Genomic DNA, 21,829 nt, shown 5'->3' on the forward strand with positions numbered 1-21,829 from the left:
GATGAGCGAAGAGAAAAAAGGATTTTTCCGTCGTTTCCGTGAAGGCCTCAAAAAGAGCACCCGCGGTTTTACCAGCGCTGTTGGCGGCGTATTCAGTCGTGGCAAACTGGATGAGGACTCCCTGAATGCAATTGAGGAAGCTCTATTCGGCGCGGATTTCGGTGTTGAAACCGCAGAAGAGGTAATGGAAGCGATCCGCAAGGAATATCGAAAGAACCGAGACCTGCGCGGAAAGGAAGCGGCAGAGATCGGAGCCCGAGTCCTCGAAGGTATTCTTGAAGGGGCCGAGGGGAATTTCGTACCCGGCACCAATCACCCCTCTGTCATTGCCCTCGTCGGCGTCAATGGATCCGGCAAGACGACCACCTCCGCCAAAATCGCTTGGCGCTTCAAGGAGACCGGTTCCACTGTCCTCGTAGGTGCCTGCGACACCTTCCGTGCGGCCGCCAATGAGCAGCTCAAGGTCTGGAGCGATCGACTCGATATTGAGATAATCGGCAGTCATCAAGGGGCGGATCCCGCAGCCGTAGCCTTCGACAGTTTTGCGGCCGCTCAAAAACGCAACAAAGACCTTCTCGTCCTCGACACAGCCGGTCGTCTCCACACGAAGAGTAATCTCATGGAGGAGTTGAAGAAGGTTCGCCGTGTTCTCGGCAAACAGCGTGAAGGCACGCCCGAAGAGCGCTGGCTCGTCGTCGACGGTAGCCATGGTACGAACTCGATCCAGCAAGCCCGGATTTTCCACGAAGCTTTTGACCTCACCGGCCTCGTCATCACGAAATTGGACGGCACCAGTCGGGGTGGAGCTCTCGTCGGCATCTATCGTGAGATGAACCTTCCGATCTATTACGTAGGCCTCGGTGAACAACCGGAAGATCTTCAGCCATTTTCCGTCAAGGAATACTGCGAAGCCATTTTCGCCAGCGGCGAGGAATGATTGTCGGATCCCTGCGAATCGCTGCATCCAAAGGCTGTGTCAGATCACCGAAAATTTCCCGAATCGGGAGTTTCAACGCTCGTAAACTCCCCTAAGGAAGCGGTCGACGAATACAGCCTGACCTCAATTCTCCGTAGGAAGTGCCGCCAAAACCTCTATTGCCAAAAATCAGCTTCGTGCTAGAACGGAACAAATGGAATCCCTGACCGTCAAACTCGGCGACCGCTCTTATCCGATTCGTATTGGCTTCGAACTCTTCGAAAGCCTCCTCGAATCAACCCACCTCAACCGTGACCGCCGGAGCGGACGCAAATGCGCTATCGCAGTCGACGCAGGAGTTCTCGAACACCATCAGCCGATGCTGGATGAGGCTTTTGAGGAAATTCCCCGCTGGATCATGCCCGTCGGGGAGAGGTCAAAATCCCTGAAAACGGCCGAAGATCTCCTTCAATTCCTGGCAACCCAAGGGATGGATCGTTCCTCCTTCCTGATCGCTATTGGAGGGGGCGTATTGGGCGACTTGGCTGGGTTTTGCGCATCGATCTATCTTCGCGGGATCGAATTTTATCAGATCCCCACAACTCTCCTCTCGATGGTGGACAGCTCCGTCGGCGGCAAAACGGGGGTAAATCTCCCCGCCGGCAAGAATCTGGCGGGGGCCTTCCAGCAACCACTGGGAGTTTCCGCTTGGCTGCCATTTCTTCGAACCCTTTCTATCCGCGAGTTTTCCGCGGGAATGGCGGAGGTCATCAAATACGGCCTCCTTGCCGATGAAGATCTCTTCCATCTGCTGGAGAAGAGCGGCACCATCACCGCAGATTCTCCGGTATTGGAGAATCTCGTCGCCCGCTGCTGCCAAATCAAAGCCGATATCGTTGCCGATGACGAACGCGAGCAAGCATCAGAGGGTGGTCGCGCCCTCCTCAACCTAGGCCACACTTTCGGCCATGCAATCGAGGCCATTGCCGGATACGGAGAATATCTCCATGGTGAAGCCGTGGCGATCGGCCTCCTCATGGCCGTACGCTATTCCGAAGAAACTGGTATCCTGTCCAAAGGAAATTTCGAGCGGGTCAAGAAACTGATCATTACCAACGGTCTTCCGGACCAGTTGCGGTCGCCCCTCGATACGGAGAGCCTTCTCACCGCGATGGCTCGCGACAAAAAGGTGCGCGAAGGCAAACTTCGTCTGATTGTCCTCGAGTCGATCGGAACATCCCGAGTCGTCGAGGCAGCTGACTCATTCCTACTTCGTGAACTCTGGCACGAGTTCGGCGCCCAAGGCTGACGGAGCTTTTTCCGTCAAAGCTCCATTTTCCAGCTATCTATTTTCTAAACGTTTTTCACAACCTCGGACCTTGCCGCGGAATTTGCTTTGAAGGGGATCTGCTCCTCCGAGCAAGCTCGCTCTAAATCCCTTTTCTATGAAGTTTATCGAATGGCTCCTGATCACTTTCTACATTGGATGTGGAACTGTGCTCTTCCTCTATGGTCTCAATTGCTACTGGCAAGTTTTCTTCTTTGTTCGCGGACAGCGCTTTCTCAAGAAGCAATCGGAGAAGGCCGATCGTCTCGCCGAAGAGATGTGGGCACACCCGGATTCCCTACCCATCGTCACAACCCAGATTCCTCTCTACAATGAATTCAATGTAGCCGCGCGGATCATGGAAGCCGTCGCGGGAATCGACTATCCCAAAGACCGACATCAGATTCAGGTTCTCGATGATTCCAACGACGAGACCTGTAGTCTGATCGACCAGATATCTGCGACTCTGAAAGAAAAAGGTCATTGGGTCGAAGTGTTTCGACGAGACAATCGGGAAGGCTTTAAAGCCGGCGCACTGAAAGCTGCACTGGAGGAAGCTCAGGGCGACTACGTCGCAATCTTTGACGGAGACTTCGTGCCGACTCCCCAGTTCATGCGGCAGACGCTACCTCTGCTCATCCATGAAAAGGATCTCGCTCTCGTTCAGGGAAGATGGACGCACCTCAACCCGAAAGAGAACCTTCTATGCCGTGCCCAGTCTGTCGGGATCGACGGACACTTCTCCATCGAGCAGGCCGCCCGAGCATCCAACGACCTTTTCCTCAATTTCAATGGAACGGCGGGGCTCTGGCGCAAGAAAGCCATCTACGACTGCGGTAATTGGGAAGGCGATACCCTCACCGAGGATATGGATTTGAGCTACCGCGCCCAACTTGCGGGCTGGCGGCTTACGTTCCGATCAGAAGCGGTGGTCCCAGCAGAGCTGCCTTCCACTTTCATTGCCTTCAAAAATCAGCAATTTCGCTGGGCTAAGGGTTCCATCCAAACTGCCCGGAAATTGTATCCGCGAGTTTGGAAATCTGGCCGCAGTTTCGTTGCTCGGCTCCAAGCCCTGTTTCACCTCACCCACTACGGCATTCATCCTGTCATTATCCTGATCGCCCTCATGAGCTTGCCGATGATGTTCATCGTACCCGATCAGATCGGCATTCTCGTACGGATTTTTGGAGTGGCTTCGATCTTTGTCGCCGCAGTAGGCCCCAATTCACTCTACGTGGTGAGTCAACGGCACCTTTACCCCAAAGATTGGCCTAAGCGGATTCTCTTCCTCCCGATCCTGACCGTGATCGGCTTGGGGATCTCCGTATCGAACTGCCGGGGCGTCATCGAAGGCCTCGCAGGAATTCAAAGCGAATTTGTCCGCACCCCGAAAAAGGGCTCAAACAATAAAATCAGGTATCAAGCGAAAGCCTCTTGGGTGATCTGGGCGGAAATCTTCCTCGCCATTTACTGCGGGATCTCCCTCCTCCTTCACATTATTCTCGGTGTTTGGGGGATCGCGCCCTTCCTTCTCCTCTACACTCTGGGATATTCTTTCGTAGGGTTCCGTTCCCTTATCGAAATTCGCCAATCCAATCCTCTCCGCGCGCAGCCAGATTCAAACGGATTGGCCCAACCTAACTCTCAGTCCGCAGGCGCAACGGGATGAACTCCGTATCTTTCCGCTGGATCCTCTTTCTAGCGGGAGCCATCTGTTTGGCAGTTGGTTGCCTTCCCTTCTCTCTTCTCGAATCTGTTGAAGCGCCCTCCCTCGGGCGTGTCTATGGATATGCGCTTCAGGGGATCGGACTTACCCTCTGCTGGGGTTTCTTCCCTCTTGCGACCACTAAGCCGAAACAAAGCATCCTCCTCATTCTGGGCCTCAGCGTAGCCCTGCGCCTCCTTCTCTTTCCCGCCCCTGCCAGCGACGACCTTCACCGCTACCGCTGGGAAGGCAAACTGACGATCTCGGGAGAAATTCCATTTGCTCAACCGGCTGATGATCCATCACTCGCAAACTTCCGAGATGCCGATTGGGAGAGGATGAATCATAAGGACAAGGGCACAATCTATCCCCCCTTGGCTCAACTCACATTCGGTAGTCTAGCCCTGATATCATCTCCCGAGACAACCCCAATCGCAGAGAAAGTAATATTCTCTCTAGCCGATCTCGGGACCATTTTCCTAGTTCTCGTTCTGTTGCGTAAACGTCGGTTGCCCCTGTCCTATTCGCTATTCTATGCGGTAAACCCAATTACTCTCCTCTCTTTCGCTGGGGAGGCGCACTACGATTCGTTATTCATTCTTCCTTTGGTCGGATCGATCGTCGCACTGGAATCAGGACGCTCTCGCCTCTCTTGGGTGCTCTTGGCGGTATCGATTCAGTTCAAATTGATCAGCCTCATAATTCTACCCATTTGGATCCTACGACGCCAATTCCGCGGCATTGCATTGGGAATCGGCGTTCTCCTGATCCCATGGATTCCATTTCTAGGAGGAATTCCTGCCTGGACCCGCTCTGTTGCCGAATTTGGCGGCAGCGGAACCTTTCAAGGCCTGATCCCCTTTCTCCTCAGGGCCCTAAATTTGTCAGAGAACTTAGCTCCGCCGATCGGTGGCATTCTCTTCCTCAGCATCCTCGGATGGACTTTCTATAAAGGAGGGGCCGCTGCCAGCATCGCCCGCAGATCCTTCTGTGCCCTGATTCTCTGCAGCCCTGTCATTCACTTTTGGTATTTGGCCTGGATCCTCCCTTTCGTAGCCCTGCGACCCTCGCTCAGCTGGCTCTGGCTTTGCGCGTCTCAGGCGCTCTATTTCCTGGTGTGGCCCCAATACGCCAAGACGGGATACTGGGAACTTCCTCCTATAGCAGAAACCGTTATCTGGCTTCCTTTTTTGCTCATCGGAATTTGGGAGTTCAACCGGATACGTAGCCGTTGCCGAGTCTCCCCCGCAGCAGATTCTCTCACTGAGACGAGCTTAGGAATCGTAATCCCCACCTATAATGCGGGCCAGTCTCTCGAAAGATGCCTCCAATCGATCAAAAAAAGTTCTCAACAGCCCCATCAATGCATCGTTGTCGATGGTGGATCATCCGATGAGACTATCGCGATTGCGGATCGCCATCGAGTACCGGTCCTTCAGTCTGAACTAGGGCGCGGCCAACAGGTTCAAGCCGGCATCATTGCCTCCAATACGGACTGGATTCTAATCCTCCATGCGGATTGCGAACTACATCCTCAAGCAATCGAATCTATTTCCAATCTAGAACCTGAGATTGCAGGAGGCGGATGTGGCCAGCGATTCTCACCCGGCAATTGCGCTCTGACACTTGTCGAATTCTTAAATGAAGGCCGAGCGGTCTTGGGAGAATCCTACTGGGGTGATCAGGGAATGTTCCTACGGCGTAAGTTCAAAAGTGTCTGGTCCACCCTTCATCAATTCCCATTGATGGAGGATGTCGAACTAAGCCGGCTCATCCGGCGAGCTGGAGAGACCTGTTACCTAGGTCTCGAAACCCGTTCCGAATCGAACAAGTGGAGCCGGGGTAATAAATTCTCCCGGCTCGTACTCGTCTTCAGCCTCGTAATTCGCTTTCGGATTGCCGCCCTCTTCGGCAGGCATGCGACAATCGCCGGAAACCTATACCGTCGCTACTACAACGGATGAGTCGCCCCCCACGGGAAGGTCACGGAACCAGTCGGAAGAACTTCCTCTTCCCCGCCTGAATGACCTGACCTTCACCGACCTCTCCGATCAGCTCATTCCGATCATCGATTCGCTCTCCATCACGCTTCACAGCCCCCTGCCCAATCAAACGGATAATTTCCTTCTTACTGGGAAAAAGGCCCGAAGCATCCATAGCCTCGACCAACTTCGAGTCGCTGGAAAGCGAATGCTCCTTCATCGAAACCTCAGTCATATCCTCCGGATTCTCTCCCCGGGAGAAAACCTGCTCAAAACCACGGAGAGCTTCCTCGCCCGATTCCGGAGAGTGAAAACGACTGACGAGCTCTTGAGCTAGATTCTTCTTCGCATCCATCGGGTGGCCCTGCTTACGACGAGCGATTTCCTCAGCATCGGTTAGCAGCAAGAGCCGATAATATTCCCACATCGTATCGTCCGGAATCGACATCACCTTGCCGAACATATCCTGAGGTGAATCATTGAAAGAGACGTAGTTATCGTAAGACTTCGACATCTTGCGATATCCATCCAGTCCGACTAAGAGAGGAAGGGTTAGGACGGCTTGTTCGGGTTTGCCCGCGTCCTTTTGCAAGGCGCGACCGACCAACATATTGAAGAGCTGATCACTCCCCCCAAGCTCAACATCTGCATCCAGGATCAGAGAATCATAGCCCTGAATCAGCGGATAGAGGAACTCAACGATACTGATAGGTGTGTTCGAAGCGTACCGCTTGGAGAAATCGTCGCGCTCCAACATTCGGGCAACGGTCATCTTGCGCGAAAGCTCGAGACAATCGGCAAATCCCATTTTCCCGAACCATTCACTGTTGTAGCGAACAGTGGTCTTTTCTTTGTCCAGAACACGGAAAGCCTGATCGAGATAGGTCTGCGAATTAATTTTCACATCCTCCGCAGTCAGAACCGGACGGGTCGAAGACCGTCCACTCGGGTCACCAATCATCGCCGTGTAGTCTCCGATGATTAAAATCGCCTCGTGGCCTTGGTCCTGAAATTCGCGGAGCTTGTTGAAAACCACCAAGTGCCCAAAAGTGAGATCGGGACGCGTAGGATCGACCCCCAGCTTAACCTTCAAGCGTTTGCCCTGAGCAATCCGCTCCTCCAACTCGTCCACCCCGATTGCGTTCTCGGTGTTAATTTCAAAATCAAAAGCCTTCATGGAAACCGTGAAAGGTATCCATGAGGGTATAATGTTGGCAAGGAATCTCTGGAACTCAGAATGTCTGCCAACAAATCAGAAATACGAATTTCGGCCTAAGAACACCGTTAAAAGCATCCAGCAGAAATCAGAATGCTGCCCATGCGAATCTAACCAAACAACCCCTTCCGCAATCCAGTCCCCACGGCAAGCCCCTTCCAGTCACTCCCACGCAGAGGATGAGGCCTTCGCGCCCGCTTCCCATCCGGTTCATCCTTCAAGGTCCGACGCACAAAGTCCTCCGATCCCAGCACCATCCCATCCGAAAAATAGCGAACCCGGCACCGCAATACCACGGAAAGAGGCAACTTCCCCTTCTCCTCTTGCAAAACCCGCACCGCTTCTTCGTGAGAAATGGACGCTTTCCCTTCTTTCTCACCACCGCCAGCCCCATACAAAGTCTGCCGATACCCCGCCAGGTCCTTATCCACAACCGAGAGCCCGGCTCGAGCCAAGCGCCCGCCCCCAAGCGCCTCCGCATACCCACAAAACCGATAATCCTTAGGATCCGAAACCAACCCGGCTCGAACTGCATTTAAGTCAATATAGGCCGCTACCGTTCTGAGTGCCCAACGATCCCCTTCCACCAAAACACTCTTAAAACGAGCGGACCAAAGCGGACCAAACCGATCCCGCGACCGGTTAAACCAAAGCGTAAAACGAAGCTTCAAGGTCCGCATAAACTCCGAAACATCATGCATCCGACGGGTAAGCTCCTTACGCAACTCCCTCCCATCAAGAAAGTTATCCTTCAAATGTCCCTCCAAAACCTCAGCGGGCATCGGATTCCAGGGAGTAGGCTTAGGATACAACTTCCGATACCGACGAACCAACTCCGCATCCGAAACTTCCGTATTCTCCGGCGGCACCTCCGCCAGAATATGGAAATGGTTCTTCATCACCGCATAAGTAACCACCCGAACCCCAGAAAACTCGGCCACCTGCCAAATCATTTTCCGCAAAACCTCCCTCTCCCGATCGCCGAAAAGCGCCTCCCCATTCACGGTCCGACTCATCAGATGATGGTACGACAATTGATCCGATGCCTTGCGCCTAGCCATAACTCCTACTTTTCAGAACTATAGAAACTAGTCAATGATTTTAAAACAGTTATATAAAACAACTCGTAAGTTTATTGTAGGAACCAAATTTAAGAAGCATAGTGAGAAGAATGAACCGAGTAAAAATCAGTGAGAAATCCTCTCTTGCAGAGATACGCGAACGTTTCGATTCCGATGTTGATCGGTTTTCTCGGCTGGAGACTGGGCAGACTGCCACTATTGATGCGAAGCTTGCAATGGAGGTTACCTGCAAGGTTGCCGCGTCCGCGACTCCCGAAATCAGTCAGATCTTGGATATTGGGTGTGGAGCTGGGAACTACTCTTTACAGTTGATGGAGGAAACTGAGGGACCGATTTCCTGCCATCTCTCTGATTTAAGTCAACCGATGCTGGATCGAGCTCGAGAAAGGGTTTCTGCTCTTGGGAGAGGACCCGTTCAGATGTTCGCAGGCGATTTTCGGACTCTCGATTTTCCCGAAGGCTCTTATGATGTGATCTTGGCGGCTGCGGTCCTCCATCACCTGCGAGACTCATCCGATTGGGAGAATGCCTTTCAGAAACTTTACCGGCTTCTCCGACCTGGAGGCGGGATTTGGATTGTCGATCTGGTCCATCATAGCATTCCCACTGTGCAGAACCTGATGTGGGAACGATACGGAGAATACCTCGAATCCCTCGGTGGACCCGAATATCGGCAGAAGGTGTTTGCCTACATTGAAAAAGAAGACTCCCCTCGCCCGCTACTCTGGCAACTTGACCTGCTGAAAAAGGTGGGATTCCAAAATGTCGAAGTTCTTCATAAGAACTCATGCTTTGCCGCTTTTGGCGGAATCCGCTCCTAAGAGCGTCCATCAATCGCTACTGCGCCCAAATTAATTCGGGGCCGAGGGGAACGATTCCCGTAGGATTGATTTCGTTATGAGTTCGATAGTAGTGGTTTTTGATTTGCGTGAAATCGACCGTCTCCGCGATTCCCGGCCTGTGATACAGTTGTTCCAAATGCATCTGTAAATAGGGATACTCGGAAATCTTTCGCCGATTGCATTTAAAATGGCCGTGATAGACTGCATCAAAACGGACGAGCGTGCAGAAGAGGCGCCAATCTGTTTCCACTAGGCGATCCCGAAAAAGGTAAGGTCCTCCCTCGGACAGGATTTCTTCAACCGTTCCGAGTGCTTGGAACAGGGATTCAAAAGCCTCTTCGTAAGCATCTTGCTGAGTCGCAAATCCCGCTCGATAGACCCCATTATTGATTTTCTCGTAGATGGTCTGGCTCAGTGCGGCTTGCTCTTTGTCAAGGTCTTCGGGAAACAGATCGACCGGGGAGGAGGCAAGATCGCGGAAATCTTTTGCCAGCAATCGGCAGATATCATCCTCAGAGTTGTTCACGATCCGCTTTTCTTTTTTGTCCCAGAGAACGGGAACGGTGACTCTCCCGGAAAAATTGGGATCTGACGCTTTATACGCCTCGGCCAGATAGGAAAAGCCCTCGGCATCGTCCTTGCCATGCCCCTTTCCTTCTCGGAAAGCCCAACCTTTTTCATCCCGAATCGGATCCGCGAATGATACCCCGATCACCGGCTCCAATCCCATTTCCCGGAGGACGATCCAAGTCCGATGCGCCCATGGACAGGCTTTGCAAATGTAGAGGTGATAACGACCCGGCTCGGGATGAACCTCAGTACTCCGAAACGCATCTTCCTGCCTCTCAAAGGAACCTCCTTGGCCATCACTTTCCTCTGGGAACTGCGCCTGACTCATGAATTCCTCCTTGCGACGATTAAATCGAGATTATCCATGCATCGAAACATGGTATAAAACGACCTTTGGTCAAATGGCTCCCCACACAACCAAGGGCTTTCTCGAACTCTAAGGGGATCTCCCGAAAGCCCCCCGCGGACAGCTCAAGACTTCTTCAGCAAGTCTTTTGCCCGGTTTACCCCGGAGAGGATGCAAGCTCCCAGCGCGACTCCATCACGGGCGTTTCCCGCAAACGTCAGGCCCTCAGATCTCGCCTCTAAATCATCGAGACTCTTCACCAGATCCCGAAAGCCCAAATTGTATTGAGGAATGGCCCTCGGCCAAAAGGTCGATTTCCAAAAGGTCGGCTCGCCAGTCGCCCCGAGGAGCTCACGGCATTCCTTCTTCACGATTTTCAAGAAGCTTTCCGTATCGTGCCTTGCACGCTCAGGCGATCTCGCTCCACCGAGGAAGGCAGACAACAGCACCTCATCATCCGGAGCCCGATTGGGAAAGAGGGAGCTATCGAAGAGAATTCCCAGTATTTTTCGTTTTTCCCGGTCGGGACAGAGCATCCCGAAACCATCCAGAGGATGTGCAACATCCTCCCTCTTAAACGCGATTGAAAATGTGGTCACCGGAGGCGACTCAACTTCGGCAAAGGCCGAGAGGACTTGCCGTGCCTCTTCCTCAAACGGTAGCTCGCTCAGAATTGCTGGAGGGACAGCAACCAGAAGAGAGGCCGTACGAAGCGTATCCACTTCGGTTCCCGCCCCCATGCGATAGCGAATCCGCCACCCCTGTTTCTCGCGGTCGATCGACCGAATCCTCACACCGGAGAGTCCATCAAAATTCCCTTTGCGAACCAAATGCCCCACCATTTCACCAAGGCCTTCGGGGAAGGACATCATCCGCCGCGGATATCGCTCCGCCCCACTCTCTTTGCTTTCCTTACGCTTTTTGAATAGCGCACGGACCAGAGAGGGATGCTTTGCCGCAATCTCTGCCAAGGCGGGAAAAGCGGCCTGCACACTGATTTTCTCCGGATCTCCCGCATAAATCCCGGAGATAAAAGGATCCGCTAATCCCTCACGAACTTCGCGCCCAAAATGACGCTCCACCCACGGCCCTATCGCTTCTTCTCCATCGGGTGCTTTTCCGTGCCAAAAAGGCTCCATCATCATTCGCAGTTTCCCCGGAACAGAGAGAAAGGAGCTCGTGAAAAACCCCGCCGGAGAGCTCGGCAGAGCCACCGGCTCCCCGTCTCTGACGACAAAACGTTTCTCCGCAGAATCACCCGATTCTATTGCCCGGTCCCAAAGGTCACACTTTCGAAGAAAGTCTTCCAGATCAGGATCATTGACGAGGAGAGTATGAGGCCCGCCTTCGACACAGTATCCAGCATCTCGATGCGTCACTAAGCTACCCCCAAACCGATCCGAACGTTCCAGCAGAACTGTCTTCGCACCTGCAGCCCCAGCTGTCCAAGCTGCTGCCAAACCCGATATTCCGCCGCCAATCACAACGAAATCGGCCCTATTTTCCTCTGCCGTATCCACGTGGGGCAGTTTCTCACCCGCTGGCGAGAAAGCAAGTAAATCAAACTTGAAGGCTACGACAAAGGAGGCAGAGAAAGTCGACTTCGTATTTCATCCACCTGTTTCGAGAGCTTTTCCGAGTCATGGCAGCATAAATTGATGTGCCCCATTTTTCTTCCGACCTTGGACTTCCCTTTATCGTATAGGTGCAGGTGCGCCCCTTCTACAGAGAGAACGGTTTCGGCCAAATCATCGCCAGCTTCCAAAAGTGTTTCTCCCAGTAAATTGACCATCGCTGAATGGCCATGCCCGCTGGTGCTCCCCAAAGGCTGATTGCAGACGGCACGAATGTGATTTTCAAACTGGGAAGTCACAGAACCATCAATACTGAAGTGGCCTGAATTATGGGGGCGAGGCGCCATCTCATTGATGATCCAATCCCCCTTTTCGGTGAGAAACAGTTCGACGACCAGAACCCCCTCCAAGTCCAAAGAGTGTGCGACTTTTCGACAGACCTCATCGGCCATCGACGCGTCAAAACCTGTCGTTTCTGCCGGAGAGAAGGTCACATCCAGGATATGGTCCCGATGAATATTCCGACAAAGGGGATAGGTCACCGTTTCCCCCGACGGGCTACGAACCACGATCACGGAATACTCTGCCTGAAAGCGAATCTTCTCTTCTAGAACGGCTCTGGCCCCTTCAAATGTTTTCCAAGCCTCGAGCAAGTCCTCTCCGGTATCAACGGCGACCTGCCCTTTTCCATCATAGCCAAAATCAGCGGTCTTGAGGATCGCGGGAAAGACAAATCCGTCCGCAACCACTTGCTTGGCATCTTCGTCGGATTCAATTACCCGGAATGGAGCGACGGGAAAACCGTGTCCGGAAAGGAAATTTTTCTCCCGTTCCCGATTCTGAGCGATCGACAGCAAATGAGGTGAAGGCCGCACGGGCTTCCGAAGGGTGAACGATTCAAGAGGCTCTTTGCGCACATTCTCGAATTCGAAGGTGACCACATCGGCGAGCGAAAAAAGTCGCTCCAACCCCTTTGGATCATCGTACTCCGCCTCGATTTGCTCATCGACGACGGGAGTGCAAGCGCAGGGATTATTTGGTTCCAGAACCACGACCCGATACCCCATAGCACGGGCAGCCAGAGCCGACATGCGTCCCAGCTGTCCACCACCAATAATCCCGACGACCGCTGGCGGCGCGATCCGTTGACTCGATGCTGCTGACATTGCGATCTACTGACCCGGAATATCGTTGGAGACCACCTTTTCGGTCTGGGTCTCGCGAAACTGCCTTAGATTCTCCCGGACCTGCTGGTTGGTGAGCCCGATGATGGCCGCGGCGCTCAAAGCGGCATTGATGGAACCCGATCGACCGATGGCGAGGGTGGAAACGGGAATTCCCGCCGGCATTTGGACAATCGACAGAAGAGAATCCATTCCGTTCAAAGCTTTTGACTGGACCGGCACCCCTAAAACCGGGACCAAGGTCATCGACGCCACCATCCCCGGAAGGTGGGCTGCGCCACCGGCTCCAGCGATAATGGCCTGAAGGCCCCGGCCTTCTGCAGCCTTTGCGTATTCAAAAAGTCGATCCGGTGTGCGGTGGGCGCTGACGACCCTGGCCTCGAACGGAATTCCGAGATTCTCCAGAGTCTTCGCCGCATGCTCCATGGTTTCCCAGTCCGACTGGCTTCCCATGATAATCCCTACGAGCGGGGATGTAGATTGATCCGCTTTCGTCATGGCAAAATCCTTTCCAGTGACCGCTCATTTGGCAAGGGAGATTCGCCTACCAAACCGTAGATGATCCATTGATCATCGAATTGATCTTTTGATCGGACGATCGACGTGATTCTTCCAATGAGCGGAATCTTGGTCGGCCTTCTCCCGAGAGAGAGAGAGAAAAGCTACCAGCAATCGTTCATCCGGTCCTCACATCGCCCCGGAGAGAATCCCGAAGGTTCTCCAAGGAAATGCAGCAAGAAGCGTAATGCCCCAAACGGCAGTCCCGATCCTCCGTCTTAACGCTCAGGTAATCCCCTTCCTCGCCCTCGTAATCAAATCTTCATGGCTGTGGAAAAACCCAAGCGCTAGGCTGTCGCCCCCAACCGAAGTTAAAGCTCTCCCGGATCGTAATCACGGGCGAGACTTCCAATGGCCTCCGCTCAAGGAACGGCGAACCGATTTATGAAGACGCACAGAACGCGTCACCGCCGCTTCTGCCTCTTCTATAGAGTCCCGGGTTCCCGAACGGGAATCATCCCGCCTCCTCCCCAAGACGATCTCATCACCTGTATTCATATTCATCTCCACCCCCCACGTTGAGAATTATCAGTCGATTCGGAGTAGTGAATAGCATACGCCTTGCCAAATCGTTCGGATGCGGAGCGAATCACCTTGTTGGAGGGCATAAAAAAAGCTCCGAGCCTAAACTCGAAGCTTTTCAAAACTGGTGGGAGATACTGGATTTGAACCGGTGACCTCTTGCGTGTCATGCAAGCGCTCTAACCAACTGAGCTAATCCCCCTCAGAGTGGGAAAGTGACTTATCGGTTTTCGTTCCGAACGCGCAGCATGTTGCTGAATGCAGCAACCTTCTTCTTCCGGCGCTTGATTTCGGAAGGCTTTTCGAAGTAGCGCTTCGCGCGGGCATCGCGGATGACACCTTCACGGTCGAGGCGCTTTTTCAGGCGGCGAAGAGCCCGTTCAACGGACTCGCCTTTACGGATGTTAACATCAACTGGCATAAAATTCTTAAATAGTTGTATTCAGGGAAAAGAAGGAGAAAACATCTGGCAGCGGACTCCGTCAAGTTTTTACACCAAAATTTTTCAAGAAACTTCATCTTCGGCTCGCCGCACCATACGTAGATCCGTCGATGTCGATCGTAGAGAGCAACCAGCCCACCTCTCTCGCTCCCAAGATCTCCTCTAATCTTGGACGGGGCTCATTTTGACGATCCTTCCAGGATTATTGCAAACGAGATACACGGCTCCGTCTGGGCCGACAACCACATCCCGCAATCGCCCGAGGCTATTAACCAGCACCTCTTGCCCGGCTACTTCCCTTCCGTCCAAAACGAGAAGACGTAATTCCTCGCCTGACAAAGAGCTAGAAAGGAGAGAACCATCCCACTCGGGGAAGGCATCCCCGCGGTAGACCGCCAGTCCGCAAACCGCTAACGACGGGGTCCAGTAAGTCACCGGATTCTTCATCCCCGGAGCCGAAGTTCGACCAGTAATCGGAGTCCCGTTATAATTCATCCCGTAAGTGACAACGGGCCAACCGTAGTTCAGACCTTTTTCAATGATGTTCAGCTCATCACCACCGCGCGGGCCGTGCTCGGTCTCCCACAGAATCCCAGTCTTCCGGTCCAGCGCGAGTCCTTGCGGATTGCGGTTTCCGTAGGTCCATATGGAGGGGAAAGCCCCCTTTTCTCCAACAAAGGGATTATCTTCCGGAATCCGTCCATCATCATAAATACGATGAACTTTCCCATTGGGCCGCGAAAGATCCTGAGCTTGATCCTGACGGCCACGCTCTCCGATGGTGAAAAAAAGGTAGCCATCCTGAAAAACCAGTCGGCATCCAAAGTGAACCCCACCGGATAAATAGAATTCAGGAGGAGCGCGAAAAATCTCTTCCTCATCGATCCATTTTCCATCCTGAATGCGTCCGCGAACAATCGCAGTCATCCCGCGCTCCCCATCCTCCGATGGATCACTGAAAGAGAGGTAGATCCAGCGGTTTTCGACGTAATCGGGATGGGTCTGAATATCCAACAAACCACCCTGCCCGCGGGCATAAACTTCAGGAATTCCCTCGATTTCGAGTCGCTCGCCAGAGCTCGGGTCCATCACCATCAACACTCCGCCTCTCTCTGCGATCAACCATCTTCCATCCGGCAGGAATGCCATGGACCAAGGCAGCTCAAGGTCTTCCGCCACGACATCCATCCGGAACTGATGCAGATCGGATTCAAAGACTCCATCACGGATCGCCTTCGCTCCGGGATCCGGGGATGCATCGGCATTCATTTCCCGAATGAGAATGACAAGACCGCGAATCTCTTCCTCGCTCAGAGTCTCCCCAAATGAAGGCATTCCAACCGCAGGCCTTCCGTCGCGTATCACCGAGGTAATGGCCTCGCGCTCCGAGCCAAAACGCCACTCGCTATCGAGCATCGTCGGCGCTCCCCCTCCCTCCATTTCTTCGCCATGGCAGCCAGCGCATTGATTCTGGTAGAGCTGGCGAATGTCAGTTCCTGCGCCCCAAGCAGCAGAAACCAAGAAAACAAAAAGAGGGGCGAGTCCGAGAAAACGGCAAGAAAGCATAGCTTTGTCCTACGGGAAACTCTCCAGAATGCAAAAGGATCCCTCAAAAACCCAGCGACCGTTCCATTCGCCAAACAGACCGAAGCTGCCATTTGACAGAATGCTTCCTCTGCCGGAGCTTACCCTCTCCGATCACTTTGGATAATCCGCATAAGCGTGATTTACCCCAAGCGTTCATCTACCGCCCTAAACCGAAATCACCAACCCAGGAGATTCACCCATGGAAATCATCAGAACTGCCGACGCTAATTGGAAAGGAAGTCTAGAGAGCGGACACGGCCTCGTGTCCTCTCACAGTCACGTCCTTTCGGAGGACAAATACTCATTTGGAGGCCGCACCTCCAGTGGCAGCAAAGAGACCAATCCAGAGGAACTCATTTCTGCCTCCGCCGCATCTTGCTTTGCGATGGCCTTGAGTAAAACCCTCAGACCATGATCACACTGCGGAAAAACTCCGAGTGCGCGGAGAGACCACGATTAGTCTCCGTGAATCCGGCCCGAAGGTGACCAAGCTGAGCCTCGTCGTCGAGGGATTGATCCCTGATTTAAAAGAAGAAGAGTTCACCAAGATCGTCGAAGAAACGGCCGGCGGCTGCCCCCTCGTCCAACTTCTCAAGCCGGGGCTCGAGGAACTCGAAATCACAAGTTCGCTCGTCTAACCGACCAACGATTAGAGGAAAAAATCGGAGGAAACTTCGAATCTCTCCCCCGCCCCTCTAGGAGGAACGTGAATCTTCGCTGCCATCGAGGCCGAGAAGGCCGCGGTAGAGATCCACGCGGCGATCACGGAAAAATCCCCAGTTCGCGCGATCCCGCTGCATCTGGGCCCGATCAAACTCAGCAACCCGGACCCCGTCCTGATCCCTGGGAAGCTGTTTTGCGACGGCACCCCATGAATCCGTGATGAAAGAGGATCCGTAGAAGGTGATGCCCCCCCCGGGGCCTTCCTCATGCCCAAAGCGATTGCTCGCGACAACGGGCATCAGGTTGGCACCGGAATGGCCCTGCATCACTCTCTGCCAGTGGTCGCGTGAGTCCATTTCCGGCTCCTCAGGCTCCGAGCCAATCGCCGTGGGATAAAGCAGGCATTCCGCTCCTTTGAGAGCGAGGATGCGGGCCGTTTCCGGGAACCACTGATCCCAGCAAACCGCCGCGCCAACGCGCCCTTTCGAAGTATCGAATACGCGAAAGCCGGTATCTCCGCCATTGAAATAAAACTTTTCCTCATACCCCGGCCCATCTGGAATGTGGCTTTTGCGGTAAACGCCGAGACAACCTCGATCCCCATCGAAAACCGCTAGGCTGTTAAAGTAACTCTGGTTCGCCCTTTCGAAAAAGCTATACGGCAGCACGACATCCAGCTCGCGGCTCAGTCGGTCGAACATCTGGAATCCCGGACCTTCACCTGCCGTAACAGCTTGGTCAAACCACTCCGGATCTTCCCGTTGGCAAAAATACGGTCCGTCAATCAACTCCGGGCTCAAAATGATCTGAGCGCCCTGAGAATGGGCCTCCCGAACCAATTCCTCCGTTCGTGCCAGATTTCCCGATTGCGAACCAGAGTGGGCAAGCTGAACTACGCCCAGAGCCAACGTATTCTTAGTAGACATGGTAGTACCCTTATAAATTGCCCATCCACCAGACGAGAGGAAAACAAATCGTCCTTATCGATAGAACGACTTACTGGATCGGCCAAGAAAAAGCCAATTCCTGCCGCAGAAGGGAGTCACAGGCCAAACAAAGCCCGACCTGGGGCGCGAAGAAAACTCCGCCCCCCAGCGGATAAAGAAAAGGAACGACTAGGCTCCGAAGAGCATGCGAGCCGGATCCTCGATCGAGTTTTTGATCGAAACGAGGAACGAAACTGCCTCCTTGCCATCGACAATCCGGTGATCGTAGGAAACCGCCAGATACATCATCGGACGGATCACCACCTGCCCATCCACCGCGATCGGACGCTGCTGGATGGAGTGCATTCCCAAGATCCCGCTCTGCGGAGGATTAATGATCGGCGTGGAGAGAAGTGAACCAAAGACACCACCGTTGGTAATGGAGAAAACTCCGCCTTGGAGATCGTCGATCTGGATCTTACCTTCACGAGCCTTCTTGGCGTAATCACCAAGATCTTGCTCAATTTCGGAGAAAGACTTCTGGTCGCAATCGCGCAAGACCGGAACCATCAAGCCCTTCTCCGTGCTGACCGCGACGCCGATGTCGTAGTAATGATTCTGGACGAGTTCTTCTCCCTCGAGGCGGGCGTTCAGACCCGGCACATTCTTGAGGGCCTCTACAACCGCCTTCACGAAGAACGACATGAAGCCCAACTTGATGCCGTGCTTTTTGACAAAATCGTCTTGATACTTCTTCCGCAAGCCCATGACCGCGCTCATATCTACCTCGTTGAAGGTAGTCAAAATCGCCGATTCATTTTGAACCGAGACCAAGCGCTGAGCGATGCTCCGGCGCAATGGGCTCATCTTCTTGCGGGTTTCCGGACGGTCGCCAGTCGGCTTGGGCTCAGACTTCGCAGCGGGAGCACTTGCCTTCGAGGGGGCGGACTTTTCGGGAGCAGACTCCTTTTTCTCCAAAGCCGAGAGCATGTCTCCTTTGGTCACTCGCCCGCCTTTACCGGTTCCTTCCACTTCAGCCGAATCCAAACCGGATTCTTCCGAAATCCGGCGGACCGCAGGTGAATCCGTCGTCTCCTTTTCGGGAGCCGGCTCTGAATCTTTTTCTGCAGTTTCCTTTTCGCTGGCTTCACTGGAGCCGGAGTCTCCCGCAGCGGATTCGTCAATTTCAGCAATCACCTGGCCGATTTCAACTTCGTCTCCTTCGTCGGCTTTCAAGGAAATCTTCCCTGCCGCCTCGGCCGTGCCTTCGGAAGTAATCTTGTCGGTCTCCAACTCGTAAAGGACCTGATCCTTTTCGACGATGTCACCGTCTTTGACTTGCCACCCTGCGAGAATACCCGAGGAGATCGACTCTCCCAATGCTGGAACCTTTACTTCAATTGCCATAACTTTGTCCTTAAATTTTGATTACTATTCGACGTTTTCGATATTCTATTTTCCGGTCAGTGCCTTATTGACCAGTGCAGCTTGCTCTTCCTTGTGACGGGCAAGAAAACCGGTTGCCGGGCTCGCACTGGCCGGGCGCCCCGCATATTCCGGGACGAAGCCAAAGACCTCTTCCAAGCGAGTCGTCAAGAAAGTCCATGCCCCCATGTTCTGAGGTTCTTCCTGGCACCATACCACCCGTTTGAAGTTCGGATAGTTCGAAACGATCTCCTTCATGAGCTTCGTGTTGAATGGGAAATACTGCTCCACCCGAATGATGGCGACATTATCAATCCCCTGCTCTTCCTTCGCCTCGAGAATATCGTAATAAACCTTCCCCGAGCAGAGAACCAAAGTCTTCGCCTTCTTCGGCGCATTCTTGTCGTCCAGAATCGAATTGAAACAAGTATCGGTAAAATCTTCTCGATACGATACGGCTCGCTTGTGGCGCAATAGGCTCTTCGGCGTCAGAATGATCAACGGCTTGCTGAATTTCCGCTTCATCTGTCGCCGCAGCACATGGAAATATTGAGCCGGAGTCGTCAAATTACAGACCTGAATATTATTCTCGGCACAATTCTGGAGGAACCGTTCCGGACGTGCTGAGGAATGCTCAGGCCCCTGCCCTTCATAACCGTGAGGCAACAAGAGAACGATGCCACTGATCCGCTGCCACTTGGATTCGCTGGCGAAGATAAACTGGTCAATGACGACCTGCGCACCATTCACAAAATCACCGAATTGGGCCTCCCAAAGACTCAGCATCTCGGGATACTCGAGCGAATAGCCATAGTCAAAACCGAGAACAGCCGCTTCCGAAAGCAGGGAGTTGTGAACACAGAACTGTGCCTGGTCCTCACTGATGTGGCTAAACGGGACGTAGCGTTCACGGGTTTCCATATCATAGAAAGCCGCGTGACGTTGGCTGAAGGTCCCCCGCTCACTGTCTTGACCGGAGAGACGCACCGGAGTTCCCTCCCGGAGGAGAGTTCCGAAGGCTAAACCTTCTCCAAAAGCCCAATCGACCCCCTTGTCCTCATCGAACGCCTTCCGTTTCGTCTTCAACTGGCGCTCGATCTTCCGATTCATATCAAAGTCATCGGGGATGTGCGTCAGCACGTGGGCCACGGACTCCAGTTCCTTTTCGGAAACCTTTGTCTCAATCGTGTCGAAGTTATACCCAGGCTGAAAAACAGCGTTCGATTCCGCGAAAACTTCCTTGTGAGATTCGGGTCTTTTCCCGGATTTTGCCTGTTCGAAGGCCGTCTCAAAACCTTCATGAATCTCTTTTTCGATCTCCTGAATCCGTTCCTCAGAAATATCGCCGGACTCGATCAACCGCGCTCGGAGTTCTTCGCGCGGAGATTGCATTTCGCTGATGGCCTTATAGAGAAGCGGTTGAGTGAAAGCGGGCTCGTCCGACTCGTTGTGGCCGTGTTTCCGATAGCAGTTAATATCGAGGAAAATATCCTCTTGGAAAGCTTCGCGGTACTCAATCGCGAGCTCTGCAGCATGGGCGACGGCTAACGGATCATTACCGTTTACATGAAGAATCGGTGCCTCGATCATCTTGGCGACATCCGTGCAATAACGACTCGAGCGGGCATCGGATGGATCTGTGGTGAATCCGATCTGATTGTTTACCACGATATGAATCGTTCCCCCAGTGCGATAGCCCTTGAGCTTCGAGAAATTACAGACTTCAGCGACTACCCCCTGCCCGGCGATAGCGGCATCCCCGTGAATGAGAATGGGGACGACCTGCTTACGCTCCAAATCACCGATGATCCTTTGGCGGGCACGAGCCTTCCCCTCGACCACAGAGTTGACGGCTTCCAGGTGGCTAGGGTTCGCAGCGAGACGGATATCAATCGTTTCACCGCTCTCGGTCTTCACGCTGTTATCGTAACCGAGGTGGTATTTTACGTCGCCGGACGGAGACCCCTCTTTATCCGGCTGAAAATCAGGAGCAAACTCGCGGAAGATGAAGGAATGTTCCTTACCAACGATGTTGCCGAGCACATTCAAACGACCGCGGTGGGCCATCCCCATAACGATCTCTTTCATCCCCAGAGCCGGCATCCGCTGCAAAATCTGATCCAAAGCGGTGATCAATGATTCTCCCCCTTCCAGGGAGAAACGCTTCTGCCCGACAAAACGAGAATGCAGCATTCTCTCAAAATCTTCTGCTGAGGCGATCTTGCGGTAGATGCGTTCCTTTTCTTCGGTCGAAAACTCGGGCTCGAAGCAGTTCGGCTCGATCCGCGACTGAATCCAACGTCGCTTCGGGGTCTCCTGAACGTGGAGATATTCGATCCCGATCTTCCCACAGTAAGTTTTACGGAGACGATCCAGAAGATCCTTCACCGATATCCCAGCTGGGCACTGGAAGTTCCCCGTATCCATGACAACGTCCAGATCTGCATCCGCCAGTCCGAGCCGTTCCAATGACAAGCGTGGATTCGGAATGATCTCTTTCACCAATGGATTGAAAGCGCCTTCGGTGTGCCCCATCGAACGGTAAGCGTAAATCGCACCGATCACCCGGGATTGAACACCGGCTGATTTCTCGTCCCCTCCGACTTCCTTCGTCGGACTCGTATCGCCCTTCGAATACTGGAGGGCCAGTTCAAATCCCTCAAAAAAGGCCCGCCACTCCGGGTCTAGAGAATCGGGAGATTCACGCCATTGCTGAAAGCGCTCGTCGATAATATCGCTGTTCGAGCGGTTTGCGAAAGAAAGATGATTCATGCGTGGGGAGCGAGCGAGTGTGTGAATAAAAGCCGATAACATTGCCCCTCCCCCAATGGACAGTCAAGAAAACAGCCCCTAATTACCTTGACATCAAGGAATAAATTTAGCGCAGCTTCTGTTACGGAACCGTTACGATAAGCAACATCGATCATGGTGAGGGCAAAGTTTTGCATCGCCAGACCCGATT

General features: G+C 53.4%; 18 protein-coding genes and 1 tRNA gene. 7 read left to right on the forward strand and 12 right to left on the reverse strand.

The window, feature by feature from the left end:
* The first annotated feature begins 1 nt into the window (after position 1).
* From ftsY to H5P30_RS17615, 4 genes are all read left to right on the forward strand, one after another.
* Positions 2–937 (forward strand): signal recognition particle-docking protein FtsY, encoded by a 936-nt coding sequence (gene ftsY / locus H5P30_RS17600; protein ID WP_185694224.1) that lies wholly within the window; start codon positions 2–4, stop codon positions 935–937.
* A 193-nt stretch (positions 938–1,130) separates the two neighbouring features.
* On the forward strand, positions 1,131–2,225 hold the full coding sequence (gene aroB, locus H5P30_RS17605; protein WP_185694225.1) for a 3-dehydroquinate synthase: 1,095 nt from the start codon (positions 1,131–1,133) through the stop codon (positions 2,223–2,225).
* Positions 2,226–2,361: 136 nt separating this feature from the next.
* The gene (locus H5P30_RS17610; RefSeq protein ID WP_185694226.1) at positions 2,362–3,912 is read left to right on the forward strand and encodes a glycosyltransferase; all 1,551 of its coding nucleotides are present in this window, start codon (positions 2,362–2,364) and stop codon (positions 3,910–3,912) included.
* Complete coding sequence (locus H5P30_RS17615; RefSeq protein WP_185694227.1) at positions 3,909–5,912, forward strand: glycosyltransferase; 2,004 nt, start codon at positions 3,909–3,911, stop codon at positions 5,910–5,912. Before H5P30_RS17610 ends, H5P30_RS17615 begins: the two co-directional genes overlap by 4 nt.
* Before the next feature lie 19 nt (positions 5,913–5,931).
* On the opposite strand, the gene tyrS is transcribed toward H5P30_RS17615, so the two are convergent.
* Together tyrS and H5P30_RS17625 are read right to left on the reverse strand one after the other, a co-directional pair.
* Positions 5,932–7,107 (reverse strand): tyrosine--tRNA ligase, encoded by a 1,176-nt coding sequence (tyrS, locus tag H5P30_RS17620; protein WP_185694228.1) that lies wholly within the window; start codon positions 7,105–7,107, stop codon positions 5,932–5,934.
* Positions 7,108–7,256: 149 nt separating this feature from the next.
* On the reverse strand, positions 7,257–8,162 hold the full coding sequence (locus H5P30_RS17625; protein WP_246459921.1) for a transposase: 906 nt from the start codon (positions 8,160–8,162) through the stop codon (positions 7,257–7,259).
* A gap of 155 nt (positions 8,163–8,317) precedes the next feature.
* On the opposite strand from H5P30_RS17625, the gene H5P30_RS17630 reads away from it, so the two are divergent.
* Positions 8,318–9,049 carry a class I SAM-dependent methyltransferase gene (locus H5P30_RS17630; protein WP_185694230.1) on the forward strand — a complete coding sequence of 244 codons (732 nt, stop codon included), beginning with the start codon at positions 8,318–8,320 and terminating at the stop codon, positions 9,047–9,049.
* A gap of 16 nt (positions 9,050–9,065) precedes the next feature.
* On the opposite strand, the gene H5P30_RS17635 is transcribed toward H5P30_RS17630, so the two are convergent.
* The 7 genes from H5P30_RS17635 to H5P30_RS17665 all read right to left on the reverse strand — a co-directional run bounded on the left by H5P30_RS17635 (position 9,066) and on the right by H5P30_RS17665 (position 15,832).
* Entirely contained in the window at positions 9,066–9,968 is a 903-nt protein-coding gene (locus tag H5P30_RS17635; protein ID WP_185694231.1) for a glutathione S-transferase family protein, read from the reverse strand.
* Between the two features lie 143 nt (positions 9,969–10,111).
* Positions 10,112–11,506: a protoporphyrinogen oxidase gene (gene hemG, locus H5P30_RS17640; protein WP_343075451.1), complete on the reverse strand. Its 1,395-nt coding sequence runs from the start codon at positions 11,504–11,506 to the stop codon at positions 10,112–10,114.
* 53 nt (positions 11,507–11,559) lie between these two features.
* Positions 11,560–12,726, reverse strand: a complete 1,167-nt coding sequence (purK, locus tag H5P30_RS17645; RefSeq protein WP_185694233.1) for a 5-(carboxyamino)imidazole ribonucleotide synthase — start codon at positions 12,724–12,726, stop codon at positions 11,560–11,562.
* 6 nt (positions 12,727–12,732) lie between these two features.
* Positions 12,733–13,242 carry a 5-(carboxyamino)imidazole ribonucleotide mutase gene (gene purE, locus H5P30_RS17650; RefSeq protein ID WP_185694234.1) on the reverse strand — a complete coding sequence of 170 codons (510 nt, stop codon included), beginning with the start codon at positions 13,240–13,242 and terminating at the stop codon, positions 12,733–12,735.
* Between the two features lie 707 nt (positions 13,243–13,949).
* Positions 13,950–14,026 (reverse strand) — tRNA-Val (locus H5P30_RS17655).
* Positions 14,027–14,044: 18 nt separating this feature from the next.
* On the reverse strand, positions 14,045–14,245 hold the full coding sequence (rpsU, locus tag H5P30_RS17660; protein WP_185694235.1) for a 30S ribosomal protein S21: 201 nt from the start codon (positions 14,243–14,245) through the stop codon (positions 14,045–14,047).
* A gap of 183 nt (positions 14,246–14,428) precedes the next feature.
* Positions 14,429–15,832, reverse strand: a complete 1,404-nt coding sequence (locus H5P30_RS17665; protein ID WP_185694236.1) for a PQQ-dependent sugar dehydrogenase — start codon at positions 15,830–15,832, stop codon at positions 14,429–14,431.
* 220 nt (positions 15,833–16,052) lie between these two features.
* Here H5P30_RS17665 and H5P30_RS17670 point away from each other — a divergent pair, with 220 nt between their 5' ends.
* Entirely contained in the window at positions 16,053–16,268 is a 216-nt protein-coding gene (locus H5P30_RS17670; RefSeq protein ID WP_185694237.1) for an OsmC family protein, read from the forward strand.
* A gap of 22 nt (positions 16,269–16,290) precedes the next feature.
* Positions 16,291–16,491 (forward strand): hypothetical protein, encoded by a 201-nt coding sequence (locus H5P30_RS17675; RefSeq protein ID WP_185694238.1) that lies wholly within the window; start codon positions 16,291–16,293, stop codon positions 16,489–16,491.
* Positions 16,492–16,548: 57 nt separating this feature from the next.
* Here H5P30_RS17675 and H5P30_RS17680 read toward each other — a convergent pair whose 3' ends face one another.
* The 3 genes from H5P30_RS17680 to H5P30_RS17690 form a co-directional block, all read right to left on the reverse strand.
* Entirely contained in the window at positions 16,549–17,442 is an 894-nt protein-coding gene (locus H5P30_RS17680; RefSeq protein ID WP_185694239.1) for a carbon-nitrogen hydrolase, read from the reverse strand.
* A 189-nt stretch (positions 17,443–17,631) separates the two neighbouring features.
* Positions 17,632–18,849 carry a 2-oxoglutarate dehydrogenase complex dihydrolipoyllysine-residue succinyltransferase gene (gene odhB, locus H5P30_RS17685; protein ID WP_185694240.1) on the reverse strand — a complete coding sequence of 406 codons (1,218 nt, stop codon included), beginning with the start codon at positions 18,847–18,849 and terminating at the stop codon, positions 17,632–17,634.
* A gap of 45 nt (positions 18,850–18,894) precedes the next feature.
* Positions 18,895–21,639, reverse strand: a complete 2,745-nt coding sequence (locus H5P30_RS17690) for a 2-oxoglutarate dehydrogenase E1 component (protein WP_185694241.1) — start codon at positions 21,637–21,639, stop codon at positions 18,895–18,897.
* Between the last annotated feature and the right edge of the window lie 190 nt (positions 21,640–21,829).

The sequence above is a fragment of the Puniceicoccus vermicola genome (assembly GCF_014230055.1).
Classification (GTDB): Bacteria; Verrucomicrobiota; Verrucomicrobiia; order Opitutales; family Puniceicoccaceae; genus Puniceicoccus; species Puniceicoccus vermicola.

Bases quoted from the DNA above. Each gene is read 5' to 3' on its own strand.
- ftsY (WP_185694224.1), top strand. From the start codon at position 2: ATGAGCGAAGAGAAAAAAGGATTTTTCCGTCGTTTCCGTGAAGGCCTC.
- aroB (WP_185694225.1), top strand. From the start codon at position 1,131: ATGGAATCCCTGACCGTCAAACTCGGCGACCGCTCTTATCCGATTCGT.
- H5P30_RS17610 (WP_185694226.1), top strand. From the start codon at position 2,362: ATGAAGTTTATCGAATGGCTCCTGATCACTTTCTACATTGGATGTGGA.
- H5P30_RS17615 (WP_185694227.1), top strand. From the start codon at position 3,909: ATGAACTCCGTATCTTTCCGCTGGATCCTCTTTCTAGCGGGAGCCATC.
- tyrS (WP_185694228.1), bottom strand. From the start codon at position 7,107: ATGAAGGCTTTTGATTTTGAAATTAACACCGAGAACGCAATCGGGGTG.
- H5P30_RS17625 (WP_246459921.1), bottom strand. From the start codon at position 8,162: ATGAGTCGGACCGTGAATGGGGAGGCGCTTTTCGGCGATCGGGAGAGG.
- H5P30_RS17630 (WP_185694230.1), top strand. From the start codon at position 8,318: ATGAACCGAGTAAAAATCAGTGAGAAATCCTCTCTTGCAGAGATACGC.
- H5P30_RS17635 (WP_185694231.1), bottom strand. From the start codon at position 9,968: ATGAGTCAGGCGCAGTTCCCAGAGGAAAGTGATGGCCAAGGAGGTTCC.
- purK (WP_185694233.1), bottom strand. From the start codon at position 12,726: ATGTCAGCAGCATCGAGTCAACGGATCGCGCCGCCAGCGGTCGTCGGG.
- purE (WP_185694234.1), bottom strand. From the start codon at position 13,242: ATGACGAAAGCGGATCAATCTACATCCCCGCTCGTAGGGATTATCATG.
- rpsU (WP_185694235.1), bottom strand. From the start codon at position 14,245: ATGCCAGTTGATGTTAACATCCGTAAAGGCGAGTCCGTTGAACGGGCT.
- H5P30_RS17665 (WP_185694236.1), bottom strand. From the start codon at position 15,832: ATGCTTTCTTGCCGTTTTCTCGGACTCGCCCCTCTTTTTGTTTTCTTG.
- H5P30_RS17670 (WP_185694237.1), top strand. From the start codon at position 16,053: ATGGAAATCATCAGAACTGCCGACGCTAATTGGAAAGGAAGTCTAGAG.
- H5P30_RS17680 (WP_185694239.1), bottom strand. From the start codon at position 17,442: ATGTCTACTAAGAATACGTTGGCTCTGGGCGTAGTTCAGCTTGCCCAC.
- odhB (WP_185694240.1), bottom strand. From the start codon at position 18,849: ATGGCAATTGAAGTAAAGGTTCCAGCATTGGGAGAGTCGATCTCCTCG.
- H5P30_RS17690 (WP_185694241.1), bottom strand. From the start codon at position 21,639: ATGAATCATCTTTCTTTCGCAAACCGCTCGAACAGCGATATTATCGAC.